Origin of the sequence: Paenibacillus aurantiacus, from assembly GCF_042431225.1 — a bacterium.
GTDB classification, from domain to species: domain Bacteria; phylum Bacillota; class Bacilli; order Paenibacillales; family Paenibacillaceae; genus Paenibacillus_Z; species Paenibacillus_Z aurantiacus.
Genome location: NZ_JBHMDO010000033.1, coordinates 227131 through 247333, shown reverse-complemented (window position 1 = coordinate 247333; position 20203 = coordinate 227131). Strand labels below are relative to the sequence as shown.

At 56.1% G+C, this 20203-nt stretch carries 16 protein-coding genes; 12 read left to right on the top strand and 4 right to left on the bottom strand.

The window, feature by feature from the left end:
- Window positions 1-151: 151 nt before the first annotated feature.
- On the bottom strand, window positions 152-1579 hold the full coding sequence (gene pdxR, locus ACFFSY_RS20035) for a MocR-like pyridoxine biosynthesis transcription factor PdxR (RefSeq protein WP_377497320.1): 1428 nt from the start codon (window positions 1577-1579) through the stop codon (window positions 152-154).
- Window positions 1580-1692: 113 nt separating this feature from the next.
- Between pdxR and ACFFSY_RS20030 the strand changes: the two genes are divergently transcribed.
- The 4 genes from ACFFSY_RS20030 to ACFFSY_RS20015 all read left to right on the top strand — a co-directional run bounded on the left by ACFFSY_RS20030 (window position 1693) and on the right by ACFFSY_RS20015 (window position 4799).
- Window positions 1693-2676: an aldo/keto reductase gene (locus ACFFSY_RS20030; protein ID WP_377497318.1), complete on the top strand. Its 984-nt coding sequence runs from the start codon at window positions 1693-1695 to the stop codon at window positions 2674-2676.
- A gap of 256 nt (window positions 2677-2932) precedes the next feature.
- Entirely contained in the window at window positions 2933-3085 is a 153-nt protein-coding gene (locus tag ACFFSY_RS20025; RefSeq protein WP_377497316.1) for a hypothetical protein, read from the top strand.
- A 170-nt stretch (window positions 3086-3255) separates the two neighbouring features.
- Window positions 3256-3903 (top strand): chitinase N-terminal domain-containing protein, encoded by a 648-nt coding sequence (locus ACFFSY_RS20020; protein ID WP_377497314.1) that lies wholly within the window; start codon window positions 3256-3258, stop codon window positions 3901-3903.
- A 152-nt stretch (window positions 3904-4055) separates the two neighbouring features.
- The gene (locus ACFFSY_RS20015; protein WP_377497312.1) at window positions 4056-4799 is read left to right on the top strand and encodes a copper resistance protein CopC; all 744 of its coding nucleotides are present in this window, start codon (window positions 4056-4058) and stop codon (window positions 4797-4799) included.
- A 153-nt stretch (window positions 4800-4952) separates the two neighbouring features.
- Here ACFFSY_RS20015 and ACFFSY_RS20010 read toward each other — a convergent pair whose 3' ends face one another.
- Window positions 4953-6146: an ROK family protein gene (locus ACFFSY_RS20010; RefSeq protein ID WP_377497310.1), complete on the bottom strand. Its 1194-nt coding sequence runs from the start codon at window positions 6144-6146 to the stop codon at window positions 4953-4955.
- Between the two features lie 314 nt (window positions 6147-6460).
- Between ACFFSY_RS20010 and ACFFSY_RS20005 the strand changes: the two genes are divergently transcribed.
- The 8 genes from ACFFSY_RS20005 (at window position 6461) to ACFFSY_RS19970 (ending at window position 18175) form a co-directional block, all read left to right on the top strand.
- Window positions 6461-7093, top strand: a complete 633-nt coding sequence (locus ACFFSY_RS20005; RefSeq protein WP_377497308.1) for a chromate transporter — start codon at window positions 6461-6463, stop codon at window positions 7091-7093.
- A 16-nt stretch (window positions 7094-7109) separates the two neighbouring features.
- Entirely contained in the window at window positions 7110-7646 is a 537-nt protein-coding gene (locus ACFFSY_RS20000) for a chromate transporter (protein WP_377497306.1), read from the top strand.
- A gap of 144 nt (window positions 7647-7790) precedes the next feature.
- Complete coding sequence (locus ACFFSY_RS19995; protein ID WP_377497304.1) at window positions 7791-9266, top strand: protein adenylyltransferase SelO; 1476 nt, start codon at window positions 7791-7793, stop codon at window positions 9264-9266.
- Window positions 9267-9565: 299 nt separating this feature from the next.
- Window positions 9566-12154: a rhamnogalacturonan lyase gene (locus tag ACFFSY_RS19990; protein ID WP_377497302.1), complete on the top strand. Its 2589-nt coding sequence runs from the start codon at window positions 9566-9568 to the stop codon at window positions 12152-12154.
- A gap of 839 nt (window positions 12155-12993) precedes the next feature.
- On the top strand, window positions 12994-13575 hold the full coding sequence (locus ACFFSY_RS19985) for an NAD(P)H-dependent oxidoreductase (RefSeq protein ID WP_377497300.1): 582 nt from the start codon (window positions 12994-12996) through the stop codon (window positions 13573-13575).
- Between the two features lie 539 nt (window positions 13576-14114).
- A complete protein-coding gene (gene asd, locus ACFFSY_RS19980; RefSeq protein ID WP_377497298.1) occupies window positions 14115-15200 on the top strand; it encodes an aspartate-semialdehyde dehydrogenase in 1086 nt (361 codons plus the stop codon).
- A gap of 275 nt (window positions 15201-15475) precedes the next feature.
- Window positions 15476-16828 carry a copper amine oxidase N-terminal domain-containing protein gene (locus ACFFSY_RS19975; protein ID WP_377497296.1) on the top strand — a complete coding sequence of 451 codons (1353 nt, stop codon included), beginning with the start codon at window positions 15476-15478 and terminating at the stop codon, window positions 16826-16828.
- Between the two features lie 390 nt (window positions 16829-17218).
- On the top strand, window positions 17219-18175 hold the full coding sequence (locus tag ACFFSY_RS19970; protein WP_377497294.1) for a glycoside hydrolase family 43 protein: 957 nt from the start codon (window positions 17219-17221) through the stop codon (window positions 18173-18175).
- 168 nt (window positions 18176-18343) lie between these two features.
- Here ACFFSY_RS19970 and ACFFSY_RS19965 read toward each other — a convergent pair whose 3' ends face one another.
- Complete coding sequence (locus tag ACFFSY_RS19965) at window positions 18344-19090, bottom strand: DUF4184 family protein (protein ID WP_377497292.1); 747 nt, start codon at window positions 19088-19090, stop codon at window positions 18344-18346.
- Window positions 19091-19280: 190 nt separating this feature from the next.
- Window positions 19281-19694 carry a fibronectin type III domain-containing protein gene (locus ACFFSY_RS19960; RefSeq protein WP_377497290.1) on the bottom strand — a complete coding sequence of 138 codons (414 nt, stop codon included), beginning with the start codon at window positions 19692-19694 and terminating at the stop codon, window positions 19281-19283.
- Window positions 19695-20203 lie beyond the last annotated feature (509 nt).

Here is a 20203-nt window from a genome sequence, read left to right as displayed (position 1 = left end):
GCGGAGAGGCGGAGCGCGCGAACAGTTTGCTAACGGGACGGAAGGTTAGCTGGGCGGTCTAGGTTTGGCCATTGCGGCACGCTCCTTGTTCTAAAGAATATTGATCCTGTGCTAATTTCAAGTATATCCCAATTCATCGCTGACTGCGCGATTATCGGGAAGGGTACCCATGCGCCACGGCATACTTATACAGCCGGGTGATACCTTCGTCGATCTCCGGCGCGCTTAAGTTACCATATCCAAGCACGATGCCATCCTGCGCATGCTGTTCCGATATGGCGTACTCCCTGCACGTTTCCACGTTGAATCCGAACGCCTCCGTGTTCTCCCATGTGAGCTTCGCGAGCGCCTCGTGCCGGAAACTTACTCGCAGATGCATGCCTGCTTCGTCGCCGTCAATTGCGATCGAGGGTCCGAAATCCCGATCTAGCCGTTCGATGACCGCTTGGCGGCGCTTCCTGTAGAGCTTCTTCATGGCAAGAAGATGACGGTCGAAATGGCCGTCGGCGATAAACCCGGCTAAAGCTTGCTGCGAGGCTTGCGGCGCAAAAAGATTAAGCGCTTCTTTCGTCGCGGCGAATAAGTCAAGGAGCGCAGGCGGTACGAGCAGGAAGCCGATTCGCAGGCTCGGGGAGAGTGTTTTGCTGAAGGTGCCGATATAGACGACCCGCTCCGGCGCCAACGTATGAAGGGGCGGAACGGGCATGCCTTTAAGCCGAAATTCGCTGTCATAATCGTCCTCCAGAATGTAAGTGTCCGCTTGCTCCGCCATCCGGATCGCCCGCTTCCTGCGCTGAATGGAGAGCAGGCTGCCGATCGGGAATTGATGAGATGGCGTGACCAGCACGAGGTGATCGGGTTGGAATTCATCCAACGGATCGAGGTTCATGCCAGAGCGGTCGACAGGGACGGGAACGATCCGGTAATGCATCCGTTCGAATATATCGCGTGCAAAAGGGATGGTCGGGTCTTCGAGATAAATGGAATCGTAGCGTGAATGCAAGGCCGAGGCCGCAAGCAATAAGCCTTCCGAAGCGCCCGACACGATGACGATCTGTCGGGCTTCGCAGCGAATGCCCTTCGCACGGAACAGATAGTCGCGTATCTCGCCTCGCAGTCGCAGATCGCCGAACAGTGGGCCGTAACCTGCCAATTGCTCTGCTTGGCGTTCCGCCGCTTCCTTCAAATATTTGGCCCAGAGCTTGCGGGGGAACGAAGCGACGTCAGGGAGTCCGGCAGCGAAATCGATGATCCCGCCAGGTCCCCCTCCGGAAGGCGTGGAGCCTGGTTGCGCATGTTCCTCCGGTGAGCGCGTTGCGCGTTCTCCCGGCAGCCGAATGCCGTCCGCGACGTACGTGCCGGAGCCGACGCGGCCTTCGAGATAACCTTCGGCGGTCAGCTGTTCGTAGACTTCGATGACGATGTTGCGCGCGATATTCCATTCCTTGGCAAGCTGTCTTGTAGGCAGCAGCCGCGTTCCGGAGGGCAGCACGCCGGAGTCAATCATGGCGCGAAGCTGCGCACATATTTGCTTCATCGCTGATTCGGACTTGGCTGGATCGATGTGAATGCCGTACACCGCATATCCCTCATCTCAATTGGTTCTTTGAATTCGTTAATATTTGGATCTTATTCAGAACCATTATCCTCATTATACTGAAGTCGAAGCGGACAGAATAGGGAGGAAATGGAATGAAACGTTCTTTAGGTCGAAGCGAATTAGCGATTAGTCCCCTTGGGTTAGGGTGCTGGGCAATTGGCGGCCCGTTCACGCTGGGCGGAATCGAGGACGGTTGGGGCGCGGTCGATGACAACGAATCCATTGCGGCGATCCATGCTGCGCTTGCGGCAGGCGTTACCTTATTCGATACGGCGGACGCATACGGCGCGGGTCACAGCGAGACGATTCTCGGTCAGGCGCTGAAAGGAAGGCGGGACGAGGCTGTCATCGCCACGAAATTCGGGTACACCAACAACCCCGCCGCCAAAGAAGTCTATCTGCGCCATGACGTGACGCCCGAGTACATTCGTAAGGCATGCGAGAATTCCCTGCGGCGTCTGGACACGGATTATATCGACTTGTATCAGATTCATGTCGGCCTGCTTAACGAAGAGGAGAGGGATTCCGCGATTGGCGAGCTGAACCGATTGCGGGAAGACGGCTTGATCCGCAGCTACGGGTGGAGCACGTGGGATGTCGGGCGGGCGGCCGCGATCGCGGAGCAGCCGGGGGCGGTGGCGATCCAGCATGCGCTGAACGTGCTGCAGGACGCGCCGGATCTAATTGCGCTATGCGAGTCTCGTGGACTCACCAGCATCAACAATTCGCCGCTTGCTATGGGATTGCTCAGCGGCAAGTTCCACAGCGGGTCGCAGCTAACGGCTTCCGACGTTCGCGGCAGCGGCCATGATTGGGTCGCTTACTTCAAGAACGGCAAGCCGGTCCCGGCTTACTTGGATATGCTGGATGCGGTGCGAGAAATATTGCAGAGCGGCGGGCGAACATTGGTACAGGGCGCGCTTGCTTGGATCTGGGGGAGAAGCGAAGCAACCGTGCCGATTCCGGGATTCAAGACGAAACGGCAGGCGGAGGAGTTGGCGGGCGCCGTTGCTCACGGTCCGTTAACGAGCGGACAAATGGAGGAGATCCGGACGTTGCTCGCTTCCTTCCGGTAACCTTTCGCTGGTTGACTTGTGGCAGAATTATTTAACATCGCATAGGAGCCGGGAGGCTTGTCAGCCTTGTGCCAGAGACGACTTAACTAGAGGAACGACTATATCCTTGGTGGAGTTCTCGGTTTGTTCATAATTAGACGCTGCCTTCTGGCTCAGATCGAAGAAATACATGCCACGTGCCTATTTTTGGGCTCATAGAGCAGTGGTGCGAAGAAATCGTTGGAACCGCTGGAAATCCAGGGGGATCGGTGCATGAATGTCGTACGATTTCGGCCAAGAAAGGGCGGAAGACCCTAATGACACAGGTTCGAGAGGAAAAAGCGGCATTCAAGCGGGCGTAAAGGTTACCAACCCTTTTATCGCGTCCGGCGCAGATAATCGTATCGTCGTCATGGCGGCTAAAGCCTAAAATAAGGCTTTGGACCCGCCGCCATGCGACGATATGGCTACTTTTCATAAAATACTAATAATTGACAGAAATAGACGGTGTAGATAAAATGGCTAAGGACGTCCAGTTCTTGCCGGTTAATGATGGAGTACTCCTACAATCCAACCAAACGATGCGACAATAGGAGTGAAATGATGAAATCGAATAAGAAGTTTGCCGCTGTTGCTTTATCTCTTGCACTGTCTTTGCCTGCCGTCGGGATCGCGAGCGCCGAGACTGCGCCTTGCGAGTTACCCGGAGCGTTCACGCTTACGGCTGCCCCGGGCAACCAGTCCATGGCGCTTGCATGGACAGCGTCGGAAGGCGCCGATGCCTATGATGTCTATTATTCGCCGAAAGCGCCGTTCGCGGCGACGAATCTGCAGGCGAATCAATTCACCGTTACGAATCTGCGCAACGGATACATTGGTTACTCGTTCGGCATTATCGCCAAGAACGCCTGCGGCACGACATGGTCGAACACGATCAATCAAGTCGCGACTTCTGCGACGGGCGCGCCGGCCAAGCCAAGCATCAGCGTGAATGACAACAACTTGTACACGAAAGGCGAGTTCACGGTGAACTGGAACATTTGGAGCGGGAACAAAGCTACGTCCGGCCGAATTGTTGAGAACGGGAATGAAGTCGCTCTGAATTACTTCGAAGAGATCGGTACTTCGAGCGGCCAGTCGTTCTCCTGGTTCTTCAAACGTCCGTCCGGCACGTACACGTACCAAGTGGAGCTCATTAATCCGTTCGGCGCGACGCTGAGCGACCCGATTACAGTCGTCGTTCCATAAGTTCTATTCTTGCGCAAGCGTAAAACCTCCGTCATGTTCTGGCGGAGGTTTTTGGCGTTGATCGCAGTATAATAGCCCTAAAGAGTCATGTCCATGCCGCTTCATTATGATAAACTCGGGGCGAACGACGAAACGAAGGGGAAGAATCGAATTTGCGTAAATCTCTATTAACCTTGTTGCTCATCGCGGTTGTCCTGATCCTGCTGCCGACGAGCGCGCTGGCCCATACGGGGCTGAAGTCATCCAATCCGGCAGACGGAGATGTCGTGACGACGTCGCTTTCGGAGCTTGAACTCACCTTTAATACGGTCATCGAACCGTTATCGGCGTTAACCGTAGCGAACGAGGCAGGCGAAAAAATTCCCGTCCAAATCGAGACCGGCAAGGAAAGTATGAAAGCCGTGTTCGAACAGCCGCTAACGAACGGGAACTATACCGTCAAATGGCGGATAATCGGCGAGGACAGCCATAATGTCGATGGCGAATATGCGTTCAAAGTTGAAAGGCAAGCTGAGGAACAGCCGGCGGCTCCAGCCGAAGATACCACGGCAGCCGACGCGCCGCCTGGGGCCGGCGGGGGGACTGAGCAACCGGCTGGAGCGGCGACAAGCGGCACCGAAGACGGAGTTCCTACAGCGGAACAAGACGCCGTCCCAACGTCCGGGACGAACGATACCGCGGGTACGAACGCTTCAACGCCGTCGGGGACGGAACAGCCGCAATCGCCGGCCGGTAACGGTGATGACGAAACCGCAGATGCACAGCAATTGGCGTCCGGAGCAGGTGAAGCGGCAGGTGTTTCGATGAGCGGATCCACCATATTGTGGGTCGTGTTCGGCGTGCTGCTGCTCGGAGGATTTATTTTCGGCGTTGTCCGGATCGCCTCCAAATCCTAACACGAAGTTGACCGCCCAAGTGTGACCGAGCACCGCGTGCCGAGATGGCAACGCACGCCGGAAGATGCGCGTGGCGCAGATCGTAACTGAAGAAGCCGTCCTTGCCGGGTGCAAGGGCGGCTTCTTCATGTGGATCGATTGCGGAATAGCGCGCTACATGGCCATTGCTTTCCACACCATATAGGCGGCGCCGGTCACGACGGCGTCTTCACGCAGGATCCCTTTGGAGAAAGCTGGCGCATATTCGGGATAGTAATACGTATGTGCAAGCGCGACCTCAATGGCGGTCTGATAGAACCTCTCATGCGCCGTGACGAGCGGGCCGCCGAGAATGATTAGCTCGGGATGGAATAGATTGATCACATTCGCAAGGCCGATGCCGAAATATCGGGCGGTCCGAAGGAACAACTCCAGCACTTGCCCGTTATCCTGGGACAGCTCGCTTAATAGACGGTCGTATGCGATCGAATCGGGCGCTGCCTCGCGAAGCGGAAGCAGCTCGTCGCGCCGGATTTTGGCTTCCGTCTGGGCGAGCTTCTCGAGTGCCCGAACGGAGGCGTAGGATTCAAGCGCGCCGTAATTGCCGTGCGGGCCGAGCCGATCTCCGCCCGCATGAATAATCATTTGTCCGATAGAGCCTTCCATATCCACTTTGCCGTGCACGATCTGGCCATTGGACATCATCGAGGAGCGGAGACTGATGCCTGCATGGACGTATAGTGCGTGCTTAAGTTCCGGCCGTTCGTCGCGCATCGCCCAGTGCTCGCCCATAAGCCCCGTATTCGCCCCGTTATCGAGCATGGCCGGGATCCCGGCTGCACGTTCCATTAACTCGCAGATCGGCACGTCGGTCCATCCCGGAGCTCGAAAGTGCAACGGGTTCAAAATGCGGCCGCGTTCCCGGTCGAGCGGGCCGACCGCGCCGATTCCGATCCCGATGACGCGATCGCGTTCTAACTGATGATCGTGCAGCATTGCGTTTATTTGGCGGGCTGCATGCGCCACGAACGTCTCCGGCGTCATATCCTCATCCATCCGCCAACGCACGAGCGTCTTCGCGTTCAGATGCAGGTCGAACAGCCCTAGCGCGGAATAAAACCTCGAAATTTCCAAGCCGACGATGTAACCGCGCGAGGCGGCGGCTCGATACAGAATTGGTTTCCGTCCGCCGCTGGAAGGTCCGAACCCCACCTCTTCAATAAACCCTTCTCCGGTTAACTCCTCTAACAGGCGGTTCATCGTACTGGTCGAAAGCTCGAACTGACCGAGCAAGTCGGTCTTAGACACGATACCCCGCTTGGCGATGGACTGGTAGACCAGTTTCTTGCGATTGAGTTGATTGTCCATATCATAATCCCTACTTACCCGTTTAAGTTGATGCGATTACTAGTTTCCCTCATCATAGCTGAATTGTTGGGAAAGAGCCATAACCTTCCGCGAGGGGAAGCATATTTAATTAGAGATACACGCATCGGGATACGATGAAATAAATTCATGTTGAACTAAAGTGGATAGGGATAACAGGGATAAAGAAATTGATCGCTTTGAATAAGAATGAATTATAGCCTAATCCGCTAATCTTTATTCCAATTTGAAATAAAGAAGGTATAATGAAAGAAAAAGCGACTACGAGCTAAGGTCAAATAAAGGAGTTAACTGCGATGCTGCGTTCAAAAAATAACGCTTTGCTGTTCGATCTATTCTGGACCTTCTGCCGGATCGGCCCCGTGGCTTTCGGCGGCGGTTACGCGATGATTCCGGTCATTGAGCGGGAAGCGGTCGCAAAACGCCAGTGGCTCCCGGAATCCGAGCTGGGCGAGCTGCTGACGGTCGCCGGAACCGCGCCCGGAGGCGTCGGAGTCAACGCGGCCGCCTTCATCGGCTACCGTACCGCGGGCATCCTAGGCGCCATCGCGGCAGTGGCCGGCATTACGCTGCCGACTTTCCTGATCGTCTTCTTGCTCGGCATCGGCTATTCCGCCTTCGCGGAGCATGCCAAGGTTGCGGCGGCGCTGCAGGGCATTCACGGCGCGGTCATCGCGCTGATCGCGGCGGCGGCTTATAAAATGGCCAAGACATCGTTGTTCGACAAAGCAACCGCAGGCGTCGCGGCTGTCGCATTATTGCTGCTCATCTGGCTGAAGGTTCATCCCGCAGTGCTTATGGTTCTAGGGGTTGCCGCTGGCATCGCGATCGTTCGCGCCAAGAAGAAACTGGGCATGCGCGTACAGACCGAGAAGACGGCGCCGCCCGCAAGCCGCGGGGAGACCTATTATCCCGAATATTACATTTAGCTGCGAGGTGAGGGCGATGGAGACGCTGTGGGCGTTATTCGTGCTTTTTTTGAAAACGGGGCTGCTGTCCTTCGGCGGCGGCTATTCCGTCATGCCGATAATTGAACAGGAGACGATGACGAGGGGATGGATCGGTCCCGGGGAGTTCGCGGAGCTGATTGCCGTCGCGGGGTTATCGCCGGGTCCAATGGCGACGAACACGGCAACGATGATCGGCTATCGAACGGCTGGCGTTGCAGGTGCTATCGCGGCTACAGCGGGCATTGTGCTCCCATCGCTGGTTATCATTGCCCTGGCCGCCGCTTTCAGTATGAAGCTGTTTCGTCAGCCGTGGTTTCGCACGCTGTTCTACGGTTTGCGTCCTATCGTGACGGGACTCATCATTTATTCCGCGCTATACGTCGCTTTCCATTCCGCGCCGAACTCTTTGTCCTGGTCCACATTGGCCACGCTGTTCATTGCGGCCACCTCCTTCTATGGCCTGGTTCGTTACAAGTGGCATCCGGTTAAAGTCATTCTTGCCGCCGCGGTTGCGGGCGTTGTTTTGTTCTAGACGGATGCATCCCGGATTGGTCGCGGGCAGGGCGAACGGGTATAATAAAGCTATGATGGGCAGAAGAGACACGTTATTCGCCTTGCCGAAGCAACGTCATTATGCGGCGGTCCGATCCTTGCCGCAAGACCAAAGGAGCAATCTATGACAGCAACTACTGGAACCTCAGCGCCCGGCTGGAATTTCGACAACAGTTATGCTCGCTTGCCGGACGCGTTCTTCTCGAAGCAGGAATTGAAGCCGGTCGAGGCTCCCGAGCTCGTCGTCTTGAACGGCCCGCTTGCCGCTTCGCTCGGCTTGAACGAGCAGGCGCTGCGCAGCGATGCTTCTATCGAGGTGTTCGCCGGCAATCGTGTTCCCGAAGGAAGCGAACCGCTAGCGCAGGCGTACGCCGGACATCAATTTGGCCATCTCAATATGTTGGGCGACGGAAGAGCGCTGCTGCTGGGCGAACAAATCACCCCGTCCGGCGAACGGTTCGATATCCAGCTGAAAGGCTCGGGGCGCACGCCGTACTCCCGAGGAGGCGACGGCCGGGCGGCGCTCGGTCCGATGCTGCGTGAGTATATTATCAGTGAAGCAATGCATGGTCTAGGCATTCCGACGACCCGCAGTCTTGCTGTCGTGACGACCGGAGAGCTGATTCACCGCCTAGAAGAATTGCCAGGCGCCGTGCTCACCCGCGTCGCGTCCAGCCATATCCGGGTCGGCACCTTCGTCTATGCCGCGGGCGCGCTATCCGGCGAGCACCTCGGTGCCTTGGCCGACTATACGATCGAGCGGCATTATCCGGAAGCCGCAAGCTCGGCGAACCGCTATCTTGCGCTGCTAGAGGGTGTCGCGAATCGCCAAGCATCGCTCATCGCGAAGTGGCAGCTTGTCGGGTTCATACACGGCGTCATGAATACCGACAACATGGCGCTGAGCGGGGAGACGATCGATTACGGGCCATGCGCTTTCATGGATTCGTACGACCCGGCGACGGTATTCAGCTCGATCGATAGCCACGGCCGGTATGCTTATGGCCAGCAGCCTAAGATCGGCGCGTGGAATTTGGCCCGTTTTGCTGAGACGCTGCTTCCGCTGCTGCATGAGGACGAAGAGGAAGCGGTCAACTTGGCTCAGAAGGCGATCGAGGGCTATATGGATCAGTTCCATGCGCATTTGCTGTCAGGCATGCGGGCGAAACTCGGCATGTTCGGCGAAGAAGCGGATGACGAGGAGTTGATCGGGCGGCTGCAGCAGCTTATGCAGGAGCACCAGGCAGACTATACGAATACGTTCCGATCGCTGACGCTCGGGGAGTTGGAAGATAACCAGCTGTTCGGTTCGGAGTCGTTCAAGGAATGGGAACGGTCGTGGAAGGAGCGGCTAGGGCGTCAGCCTCAGACGGAAGAAGTTTGGCGGGCGCTCATGCGCGCCAATAATCCGGCCGTCATTCCGCGCAACCATCGCGTGGAAGAAGCGCTGGAAGCTGCGTCGGAGAGAGGCGATCTGGAGCCGATGCATCGGCTTGTCGCCGCGCTGGCGAATCCTTATGCGTATGCGCCAGAGCAAGAAGAGTACGCTTCTATGGCCGCATGCGGCGTAGGGAAGTACCGGACTTATTGCGGGACGTAACGAGAGCGGAAATCCGTATTTGCGGTTAACTTCATATGGACGCGTTCCTCGAATGGATGTGGAACGAGGTCGAAGCGGGAGAGGGCGCAGGCGCGCTCTCTTTTTGCTTAATACCTCTGATTTTTAACCAAATAACCTCTGGAAATTCACTACGATACGATGGGGGCAGTTCCTATAATAGGAACTGTCTTGCATTTGAGAGGCGGGAGGAGGACTTGAACGCGATCTTTCTTGTAAGCGCATCCAACTAGAACTCGGACGAAGAGCATGCACATACTACACCACCCAGGAGGGACCTTATGGCCAAACGTAACAAACGCGTGAGAAGCACGTTCATTACATCCGTGGCGGTAGCGACGCTGCTGTCCGGTACAGGCGGCGTAGCCGATGCAGGCAAGCCCGATCAAGGAAGCGCGGGGCGCAAACCTGCGGTGCAGCTGGAATATTTGGACCGTGGACTCGTGGCCGCGTCGACGTCGGAAGGCGTATTCTTAAGCTGGCGCCTGCTGGCCGGCGAAGCGTCGGACAGTTCGTCCACAGGGTTGACTGGTACCGACTTCCGCGTTTATCGCAACGGGGTCAAGATCGCGGACGTCAAAGACAGTACGAATTTTCTCGATCGAACCGGCTCAGTGGATGCGGTGTATACAGTCGCGTCTGTAGCCGGTGGACGCGAGGTTGGCCTCAGCGATGCGGTCAAGCCTTGGCAGAACGCCTATTTCGATCTCAAGCTCAATAAGCCGGCTGACGGCGTGACACCGGCCGGTGAAGCTTACACCTATTCGGCGAACGACATGAGCGTGGGCGACGTTGACGGGGATGGGACTTACGAATATTTCGTGAAGTGGGATCCATCCAACGCGAAGGACGTCTCGCAGATCGGCTACACCGGCAACGTCTACATCGACTGTTATCGTATGGACGGCACGCTGCTGTACCGAATCGATCTCGGCGTGAACATCCGCGCAGGCGCGCACTACACGCAGTTCATGGTGTACGACTTCGACGGCGACGGTAAGGCCGAGATGATGTTCAAGACGGCGCCAGGCACGAAAATCATTCGATACGGCAAGAACGGCGGTGTCGAGTCGGAAACGTACATCACCATGCCGAAGGCGGACGTGGAGGCAGGCTATTCGAACACGGACGACTATCGGCTTAGCAAGCAGGGCTATTACGATCATGTCGTCGATATGTTCATGAACTGGCACAAGCACGAAGAAGTGGCGAACGGCCATTGGCCGGCGACACTGGAGGAAGCGTTCGGCCTCGAGAAGCAGTATACCTACCCACTGTCCAAGGCAGACGCGAGCAAACTCGCCGATTACTTCATGGACGACTACGCGCCCAAGCGCAGCACGCGCAATAACCTAAGAGCGTTCGAAGGCTTCATTCTGGACGGGCCAGAATATTTGACCGTCTTCGGCGGCGCGGACGGCCGCGAGCTGCAGACGATTCCTTACAAGCCTGACCGCGGCGACGACGGCTTGATGTGGGGCGATTACGCAATGGCTCGGATTGAGCCCGGCAACCGCGTCGACCGTTTCCTTGCGAGCGTCGCATACCTGGATGGCATGAAGCCGTACGCCGTGTTCGCGCGGGGTTACTATACGCGCTCAACGCTGGTCTCGTACAGCTGGGACGGGCGGGAATTGAAGGAGCACTGGTACGTAGACAGCGGATGGACGCCGATGACGAACCCATTCAACGACGGTCCGCATGGCCGCGACGGTACCGATCCGGAGTATGGCTCGCTTACGACGCAAGGCTTTCATTCCTTGAGCGCTGCCGACGTGGACGGCGACGGCAAGCAAGAGATTGTGTACGGGTCCGCGACGATCGACGACGACGGCTCGCTGCTGTACAGCTCGACGGATGAGATGCCGCCTGAGAGCGCAGCGCCTGGCACGACGGCGCGTCTTGGACACGGCGACGCGATGCATGTCGCGGATCTCGATCCGCAGCGCGAGGGTATGGAGATATTCACGGTCCATGAAGGCGGTGCTTATGCGCCTTATGGATATGCGATGCGCGATGCCAAGACGGGCGAAGTGCTGTGGGGCGGCTATACCGGCAAAGATACGGGACGCGGCATGGTCGGCGATGTCGATCCGTCGCGGCCCGGCTATGAATCGTGGGCAGGGATTCCGCTGTCGCCGGCTGGCGCGCTCTGGAATGCGGGCGGCAGCCAGATCGATACCAAAGCGCCAGGGACGAATATGAGCATCAAGTGGGCGGCGGATATGACGACCCAGATCGTAGGCGGCGCGCTGGAAGTGACGCCGACCATCGACGATTGGAAGCACGGCACGCTGCTGACTGCGGAGGGGATGCGCACGAACAACGGGACGAAAGGCAATCCTTCCCTCGTAGCAGATATCTGGGGCGACTGGCGGGAAGAGCTGCTCGTTCGCACGGCGGATAGCTCGGCTATCCGCATCTATACGAGCACCGAGCTGACGAACCGCAAGCTGTACACGCTGATGCATGACCCGCAATACCGGGCGGAGATCGCCAGACAGAACACGACATATAACCAGCCGTCGTATACAAGCTTCTATTTCGGCTCCGATATCAATTGGGCGAAAGTACCTCTCCGCAAGCCGGATATGCCGGGTCTGTTGAGCTTGCTCGACAAGCAGCTGGCGGACTTCGCGGCGGCGAACGAGGTGACGGGTCCGATCGCGAAGCAGCTTGATGCCTCGCTCAAGCAGGCCGAGCAGCATCATGACAAAGGGCAGCACGACCAAGCGGTCAAGTCGATCGAGAAGTTCCTCTCCCAGTTGGAGAAGCGCGGAAGCAAAGACAAGGTGTCGAACGCTGCCGCGCTGCGGTTGACGGAGCTCGCCAATCAGCTGCTGAGCATCTGGGGGGCGAAGTCCAATTAACGTTAATTCCGCTTGCTGGGACTGATATGAAGGCACAACGGAAGCGCCAAGGAGCACTGGAGACAGTGCTCCTTGGCGTGTTAAAGGTGGATAAGCGTGTGGAATTGAAGCTATCGGTCGACATTAATTTCTAGCCAATCACGGTCACTGTATTGGCGCCGCAAAGTTATTGTCGCCCGCGGCGTCGAATCTGCTTGCAGTAGCGCTCTACAAGTCGTTAACGCGTCTCACGACGTCGAATTGCTCGCAATAGTGCTCTCCAAGTCGTTATCGCGTCTCGCGATACCGAATCTGCGTGCAATAGCGCACTACAAGTCGTTATAGCGTCTCGCGACGTCGAATTGCTCGCAATAGTGCTCTACAAGTCGTTAACGCGTCTCACGACGTCGAATTGCTCGCAATAGTGCTCTACAAGTCGTTAACGCGTCTCACGACGTCGAATTGCTCGCAATAGTGCTCTACAAGTCGTTATCGCGTCTCACGGCGACGAATTTGCCTGCAATAGTGCTCTACAAGTCGTTATCGCGTCTCACGGCGTCGAATATGCCAGCAATAGCGATCTACAAGTCGGTATCGCGTCTCGCGATACCGAATATGCAAGCAATAGTGCTCTCCAAGTCGTTATCGCATCTCACGGCGTCGAATATGCCAGCAATAGCGCTCTACAAGTCGGTATCGCGTCTCGCGATACCGAATCTGCCTACAATAGCGCTCCTCAAGTTACTATCATCGCACCTGCGCATTGTGCCGATATCCATATCGTGCATAGCTGCTACACCCCTTGGCTAAAATAAACCGGTATGTCTATATTCCAGCACAACGTACGGAGGGAAATAACAATGAACACTTTGATCGTCTACGCGCATCCACACGAAGACAGCTTCAATCGGGCGATTCTGAACACAGCCTCGGAGGCGCTGCGAGCCAACGGGCATGATGTCACAATTCGCGACTTGTATAAACTGAAGTTCAATCCAATACTCTCCAGCGCGGATACGGCGGCGATGCGCGCGGGCAATACGCCGGAAGACATTCGAACCGAACAAGAGCTTCTGGCTAAAGCCGAAGTCATTGCATTTGTCTATCCGATCTGGTGGACGGGGCTGCCGGCAATCTTGAAAGGTTACGTGGATCGTACGTTCTCGTACGGCTTCGCTTATCAGTACAACAGCGAAGGGGGCATCGACAAACTGTTCGCAGGCAAAAGGGGAGTCATTGTCAATACATACGGCACGCCGGAAGAGGTTTATGAATCGACCGGCATGACCAGCTCGCTGAAGCAAACGTCCGACAAAGGCATTTTCGAATTTTGCGGCGTTGAAGTGGCTGAGCACCTGCTGTTCGGCGGCGTGACATCCGTTACGGATGACGTGCGCAAAGAGATGCTGGCCCGCGTGGATCGGACGTTCCGGTCCTTATAGCCGTTCTCACCAAAGCGCGTTGGTATTCGCAGGCTGCGTTGGTATCAAAATTTTCGCGGAATTTTCTAAAAAGGATATTTACCTCGCGGGGGGTTATCTGTTATTATTAGCGCAACATTCAAATGTGATGACGAGACGAGTAGGTAAAGGGATACTTTCACAGAGAGCTCCGAATGCTGGGAAGGAGCAAAGCGACCTTTATTGAAGAAAGACTCCGAGCAGCGTGCCGGAACCCGATTGATGCGGGGGGTGGCGCGACAGGAGCTCCTGTTATAGAGCTAAAGTATACGCATCTGCAGCTGCAGTGCCGTACTTGAAGAGGCCGTAGGCGGCGACGCCTTGGCGAATCTGGGTGGTACCACGAGTATTCCAATCTCGTCCCTGAGACTTGCGTCTTGGGGGTGGGATTTTTTTATTTGCCGCCGGGAATCGGATCCGCGCGAATGTTTGGCGTAACCGATCTCGACGGTTTGAATAGGTTTTTAGTAGGTTGCCTTCATCATCTTCCCAATTATACTACCCGAAAGGATGAATCGCATATGTCTCAGAAATTGAAAGCTGGTATTGTCGGAGGAACGGGCATGGTCGGCCAGCGCTTCGTGCAGCTGTTGGACGGACACCCTTGGTTCGAGGTCACTTCGATCGCAGCGAGCGCGGGCTCCGCGGGCAAAACTTATGAGGAAGCGGTACAAGGACGATGGAAGCTGGCGACGCCGATTCCGGACGCGGTCAAACAGATCGTCGTGCAGGACGCTTCCAAAGTAGAAGAAGTCGCAGGCGGCGTTGATTTCATTTTCTGCGCGGTAGACATGAAGAAAGACGAGATTAAAGCATTGGAAGAAGCCTATGCCAAAACAGGCACGCCGGTTATCTCCAACAACTCCGCGCACCGCTGGACGCCGGACATTCCGATGGTCATTCCGGAGATCAACCCAGGCCATATCGAAGTGATCGCGGCGCAGCGCAAACGTCTGGGCACGTCGACCGGCTTCATCGCCGTGAAGCCGAACTGCTCGATCCAAAGCTATGTGCCGGCGCTTAACGCGCTGCTTGATTTCAAGCCGACCCAAGTCGTCGCTTCAACGTATCAAGCGATCTCCGGCGCAGGCAAGAACTTCACCGACTGGCCGGAAATGCTCGATAACGTTATTCCGTACATCGGCGGCGAAGAAGAGAAGAGCGAGCAGGAGCCGCTTCGCATCTGGGGTACGGTCGAAGGCGGACAGATCGTCAAGGCGAGCTCGCCGCTCATCACGACCCAGTGCATCCGCGTCCCGGTCACGGACGGCCACCTGGCGACCGTGTTCGCTTCGTTCGAGAAGAAGCCGTCGAAGGAAGAAATTCTCGCGCGTTGGCTGAACTTCAAAGGTCGTCCGCAGGAGCTTGAGCTGCCAAGCGCGCCGAAGCAGTTCATTACGTACTTCGAAGAAGAGAATCGTCCGCAGACGAAGCTCGACCGCGACATCGAGCGCGGCATGGGCGTGTCGGTCGGCCGTCTTCGCGAAGATTCGCTGTATGACTTCAAATTCGTCGGGCTGTCGCACAATACGCTGCGCGGCGCGGCAGGCGGCGCGGTGCTCATCGCCGAACTGCTGAAGGCTGAAGGCTATATCCAACCCAAATAAGGTTAATCGCGTTCGGCGATTGGCCGAGACGAGAACAGCAAGCCCACCGGAGTGATCCGGCAGGCTTGCTGTTTTTTTTTGATTATCAGGCGCGACGTCACTTGACTTGGCCGCCCTCGGGCGTTGTCTAACTTGCAGGCCAACCGTTCTCTCCGGAACCGCTCGCCGCATAGTCTTAATGTGCCGGATCTTAGGGACCTGGCAGAAGATGGATGGTTCTGGAAACCTTTCGATGATTTCGATTGAAGCGAAGGTAAGGACAAAGGAGGGAATCCATGTTACACGCAGGGAAAACGGGCTGGCAGCGGATGATGCGGATGGCGTTAGTCGCGGCGATGGTGTTCGCCATATGGCCGGCGGTAGCGCGCGGTCAGGGCGAGAGTCCGATCCGCGTATTCGTCGATACGAGCGAGCTCGTATTCAAGCAAGAGGTCGTCGTGCGCGGCGGGACGATGTTCGTGCCATTCCGCGCGTTGTTCGAGGCGATGGGCATGACGGTGGCTTGGGAGGAAGGGACGAAGACCGTATCGGGGAGCAAGGATGGACTCAACATCACGCTAGCGACCGACCGGCCGAGCGCGACGGTGAACGGCGAGCAGGCGGCGCTGAGCGCAGGCGCGTTCAGCGTGAACGGGACGGTGCTCATCCCGCTGCGGTTCGTGGGCGAGGCGACGGGCGCCATCGTGCATTGGGATGCGAAGAACCGGGAGATCACGATTGTGACGGAAGCGTTGTGGACGTCGCTTGGCTTGACGAAGGAGGAGTTGCAGGAGAAGCTCGCAGCGCTGGCAGACAACCCGCCGGCGCAGCCTGCGCAGGGTGGAGAAGGAGACGGCACTGACGAAGGCGAGGCCGGAAGCGGGAGCGAGCAAGGCGGCGGAGACGCGACAAGCGGCCAACAGCCGGTGAAGCAAGCGGACCCTGCCCAGGTCGAGAACAAGTACAAGGGCAGCGGCACGTATAAGCCTGGCAGCGAGAAGGTAGATCTCGCCAAGCTCCAAGGCATGTATTACGGCTTCCGAGACGACTTCGGCGGCTACGAATGCGGCGGCGCATGCTGGGATATCTATACGTTCATGCCTGGCAGTCAGGTGCTCGTCGGAACGCCGCCGCACGGCGGCCCGGAGACGATCGATTGCAAGCGCGACGGCTGCGCGAGCTATAAGATCGAGGGCGGCAAGATGACGCTTGGCGACGGGGAAACCTACACGATCAAGAAGTCGAAGGAAGGCCATCTAACCATTAACGATGTCGTGTTGTTCCCGGTCAAGCCGGTGACGGCAGGGCTCAAGCTGAACAATACGTACAAATATATCAGCTATAGCGGGCTAGTTGGCATTACGCCATTCTCCAGCTCGAATACGTCGTATATTACGTTCAAAAAAGACGGCACGTTCGAGAGCACGGATATTTCGCTCGGTTCGCTGGATTTGATCGTGAGCTCGACGAACGCCTCGGGTGCTTCCGATTCGGCCGGCATGTATCGAATCAAGGGCAACACGCTCGATTTTTATTTCGGCGATGGCAGCGTACGACGCGCGTTGTTCTTCCTGCACGATGACGACGGGAAGAACGCGATGGACAGCATCCAGATCGGCGGGGATAATTACTATATTCCGAAAGACTAAAGGGAGAACGGCTTCATAGCGGAGTCGCATTTGCCGTTCCGCCTGCGAAAGCTGGCGTCGCCGTCATTATGACTGCGGCGCTATTTTTTATTTTCATCCCGAAAGAAAATAAAGATTGACGAATGCGAAGATTTGGTCTATTTTATGGATATAAAATGAATGTATTTATTATAACGTTAATTAAAACATTAACTTTATTAAAGGCGATTTCATCTCCTTCTTATTCGATACAGCCATTCTTATAGATTTTTGGTGTTGGATGAATAAGAGGGATGAAATATATGATTTTACCGCAAATTGTAAACGCTAACATCAAGAAGCGGTGCTAGGGAGGTGAGGAGCGGCAATTGCTTGTCCGTTATTCCATTGTACACAAAGGAGCGTGTAACCATGATTAAGGGAAATAAGAAGAATGTAACGCTGTTGTTATTATCCGTCCTGCTGTTGCTTATTGCAGCTTTTCCTGTAAACGCTTCCACTCGGAATTTGTCTGGCGACATCGGCGTCCATGATCCGGCCTACATTGTCGAGAACGGCACGACCTGGGTGTTCAGCACGGGTCAAGGCATCCAAGTTCTGTGGTCGTCGAACGGCACGACGTTCAACCGCGGTACCCAAATATTCGCAAGCGAGCCGTCTTGGTGGAGTCAGTATGTTCCGAATCACACCAAACTGGATGTTTGGGCGCCGGATATTTACTACTATAACGGGAAGTATCATCTCTACTATTCGATCTCTTCGTTCGGCTCGAACACTTCTGCGATTGGCTTGGTGACGTGCACCTCGATCGCGAAGGGGGACTGGGTCGATCAAGGCATGGTCGTGAACTCGACTTCATCGTCCTCCTATAACGCGATCGATCCGAACCTGTTCGCCGACAAGAACGGCAATCTGTACATGGCGTTCGGATCTTGGTTCGCCGGCATCTACATTACGGCCATCGATAAGAACACGATGAAGCCGACCGGCAATTCCTACCGTGTCGCGACCAAGTCCGGCGGTATCGAAGGCGCTAGCGTGATTTACAACGGCAGCACCGGCTACTACTATCTGTTCGTCTCCATCGGCAACTGCTGTCAAGGTACGAATAGCACGTACAAGGTGGCCGTCGGCCGTTCGACGAGCGTGTTCGGTCCGTATTATGCGAAGGATGGCACGTCGATGTTGAATGGTGGCGCGACTGTGATCGATAGCGGCAATGCATCTTGGGTCGGACCGGGCGGCCAAGACATTCCAAGCACGAATCTCATCGTCCGCCATGCTTACAGCGCAGCCGACAACGGCAATCCGAAGCTGCTGATCAGCGACTTGTATTGGGATTCCAGCGGCTGGCCGTACTACAATTAACGCTTGGCGATGAAATGCTCAAAGGCCCTCTCCTTGGCGGATAGCCGGGAGAGGGCCTTTCGTTCCGTGTAGGCTCGATGATGCGCGAAACAATGCCATGACGTTTGATTTAACATCCTCTTCGCTAGAAGATCACGAGCACGTTGCACAATGGATTTCGGGTACAAGTCACGTCCGTCGCTTGAAAAGAATGGAACTCAATACAAGTCCGAGGCAGAAGCCGGACAATGGCGCAACAACAAGAATGCCGAGCGTGTTCCCGCTATCCGCTGCGATGAGCTTGATAGCCGTGACGAGCGCTGCGACGACGACCGCCAACAGCCAGTAGCTTATTTTACGACGCGCAGATACGACCGGCATGATTACTCGTTCCGTGCTCGCCCGCCATAGAGCGGCTGCTATGACGTAGGCAATAACCAGCAGTCCGAACAAGGACAAGCCGTGTTGGAGACATTTGTATAGCGGAAGGCTAAGCAGTGCCGTCTCCTGCAGCTGCGGCCAGCGAAGCACGGCAAAGCCGGATTGATGGGTGAACGCATCGAGAACGACATGGGTGAGGAAGCCGGCGGCGACAGAAGGGAGGAATAGGAGCCATGTCGTGCCTGATGTTAACTTCCCTGTCTTCCCGAGCAACTGATAGGCTCGTTGATCGAGTCCGAATGCAGCGGGCAAGTGAACGGCGAGCTGTCGCTTGACAACCTGATGGAATAGGATAGCCAGCAGAACGCTAAGCGGCAAGGCGTGCAGCAGCAAGCCCCAGACGGAATGACCGATCGTGACGTGCGGCTCGAGATTCACGAAATACTCGAAATCCGGAGCCATGCTTCCTAATACAAGGCCAGTTGGGCTGAATAAGCGAGGAGCTGTTCGCTTAATAGGGTAAGCATAGGCAGCGTGCGCAAACGTAAACGGCATAGTGGAGGGTTCCTTTCACGTGTCGATTCGGGGCAGATCGCGGATGTCTAGTTCGAGTGTACCTGAAGTCGGCGTGTACATGAAGCAATTCTCCCTCGACCCAACTGCGGCTATCTCTGTCATGGCGAAAAAAGCCGACATCCGTGGTCGGACCACAGTTATCGGCTTCGCATTCGTATATAGGAGTGAATCAAGAGTTCGGCAGTGTGATGCCGATCGGGTTGCTCCACGCTGATCTGTTGCCGGCAGCATCTACCGCCTTGACCGAGTAGGAATAGGGCGTTCCCGGCGTCAAGCCGACGTCGGTAAAGTTGAGCGTAGATCCGGAAACGACGCCTGCGAGCACCCCATAATTGGTACGGTAAATCTCGTAGGCGACCACGCCGACATTGTCGGACGATGCGTCCCATTTCATGGAGATGCTCGTCGAGTTGCCGGACGTGAATTTCAGATTCGCAGGCGCGGTAGGCGCTTGCGTGTCGACGAGCGCGGCAGGCGCCGAAGCCGAGACGAGCGAGGGGATAAGGCTGACGAGCATGACGCTCGCGGCGAGAGCGATCGTTCTTGTCTTGAACGTGCGACGGGCATTGGCGATACGATTCATTAACAATTCCTCCTTTAAAATGAGTTGAGAGTTAGCACCGGTGTCGGCGTAAGCGTTCGCTCATGCAGTCCGGGAAGGGACGAAACTTGGATTCACCTCCAATTTACCTAAAAATAGTAATAAGGCTAAAAACAAATGAAACTAGGTTTCGGCATACAAAAACATTTAAACATACCTTGCAAACGAAAAGAAGGGAGTAGGGAGCTATTTAGTCAGGCCTCGCATGGAATGGGTATGAAGACAAGTCGGTCAGTATGGTGGACATTGGATGCGGACAAATGAAATTATTGCCGTAAAACGGTCATGATTCGCCCAATTCGGCATTCTTAATGCATCATTCGCGTATCATCGAGTCCCAAGCGATGCGCGAGATTCGTCCCGCCTGACAAACGAAGCTGCACGTCATACCCGGAAACCGCCATGCTCGCTCTCGCAGGGCCCACTGCCGAATCCGACGCACCACGCTGAACATCCGACGTACCACGCTGAACATCCGCCGGCGTCGATCT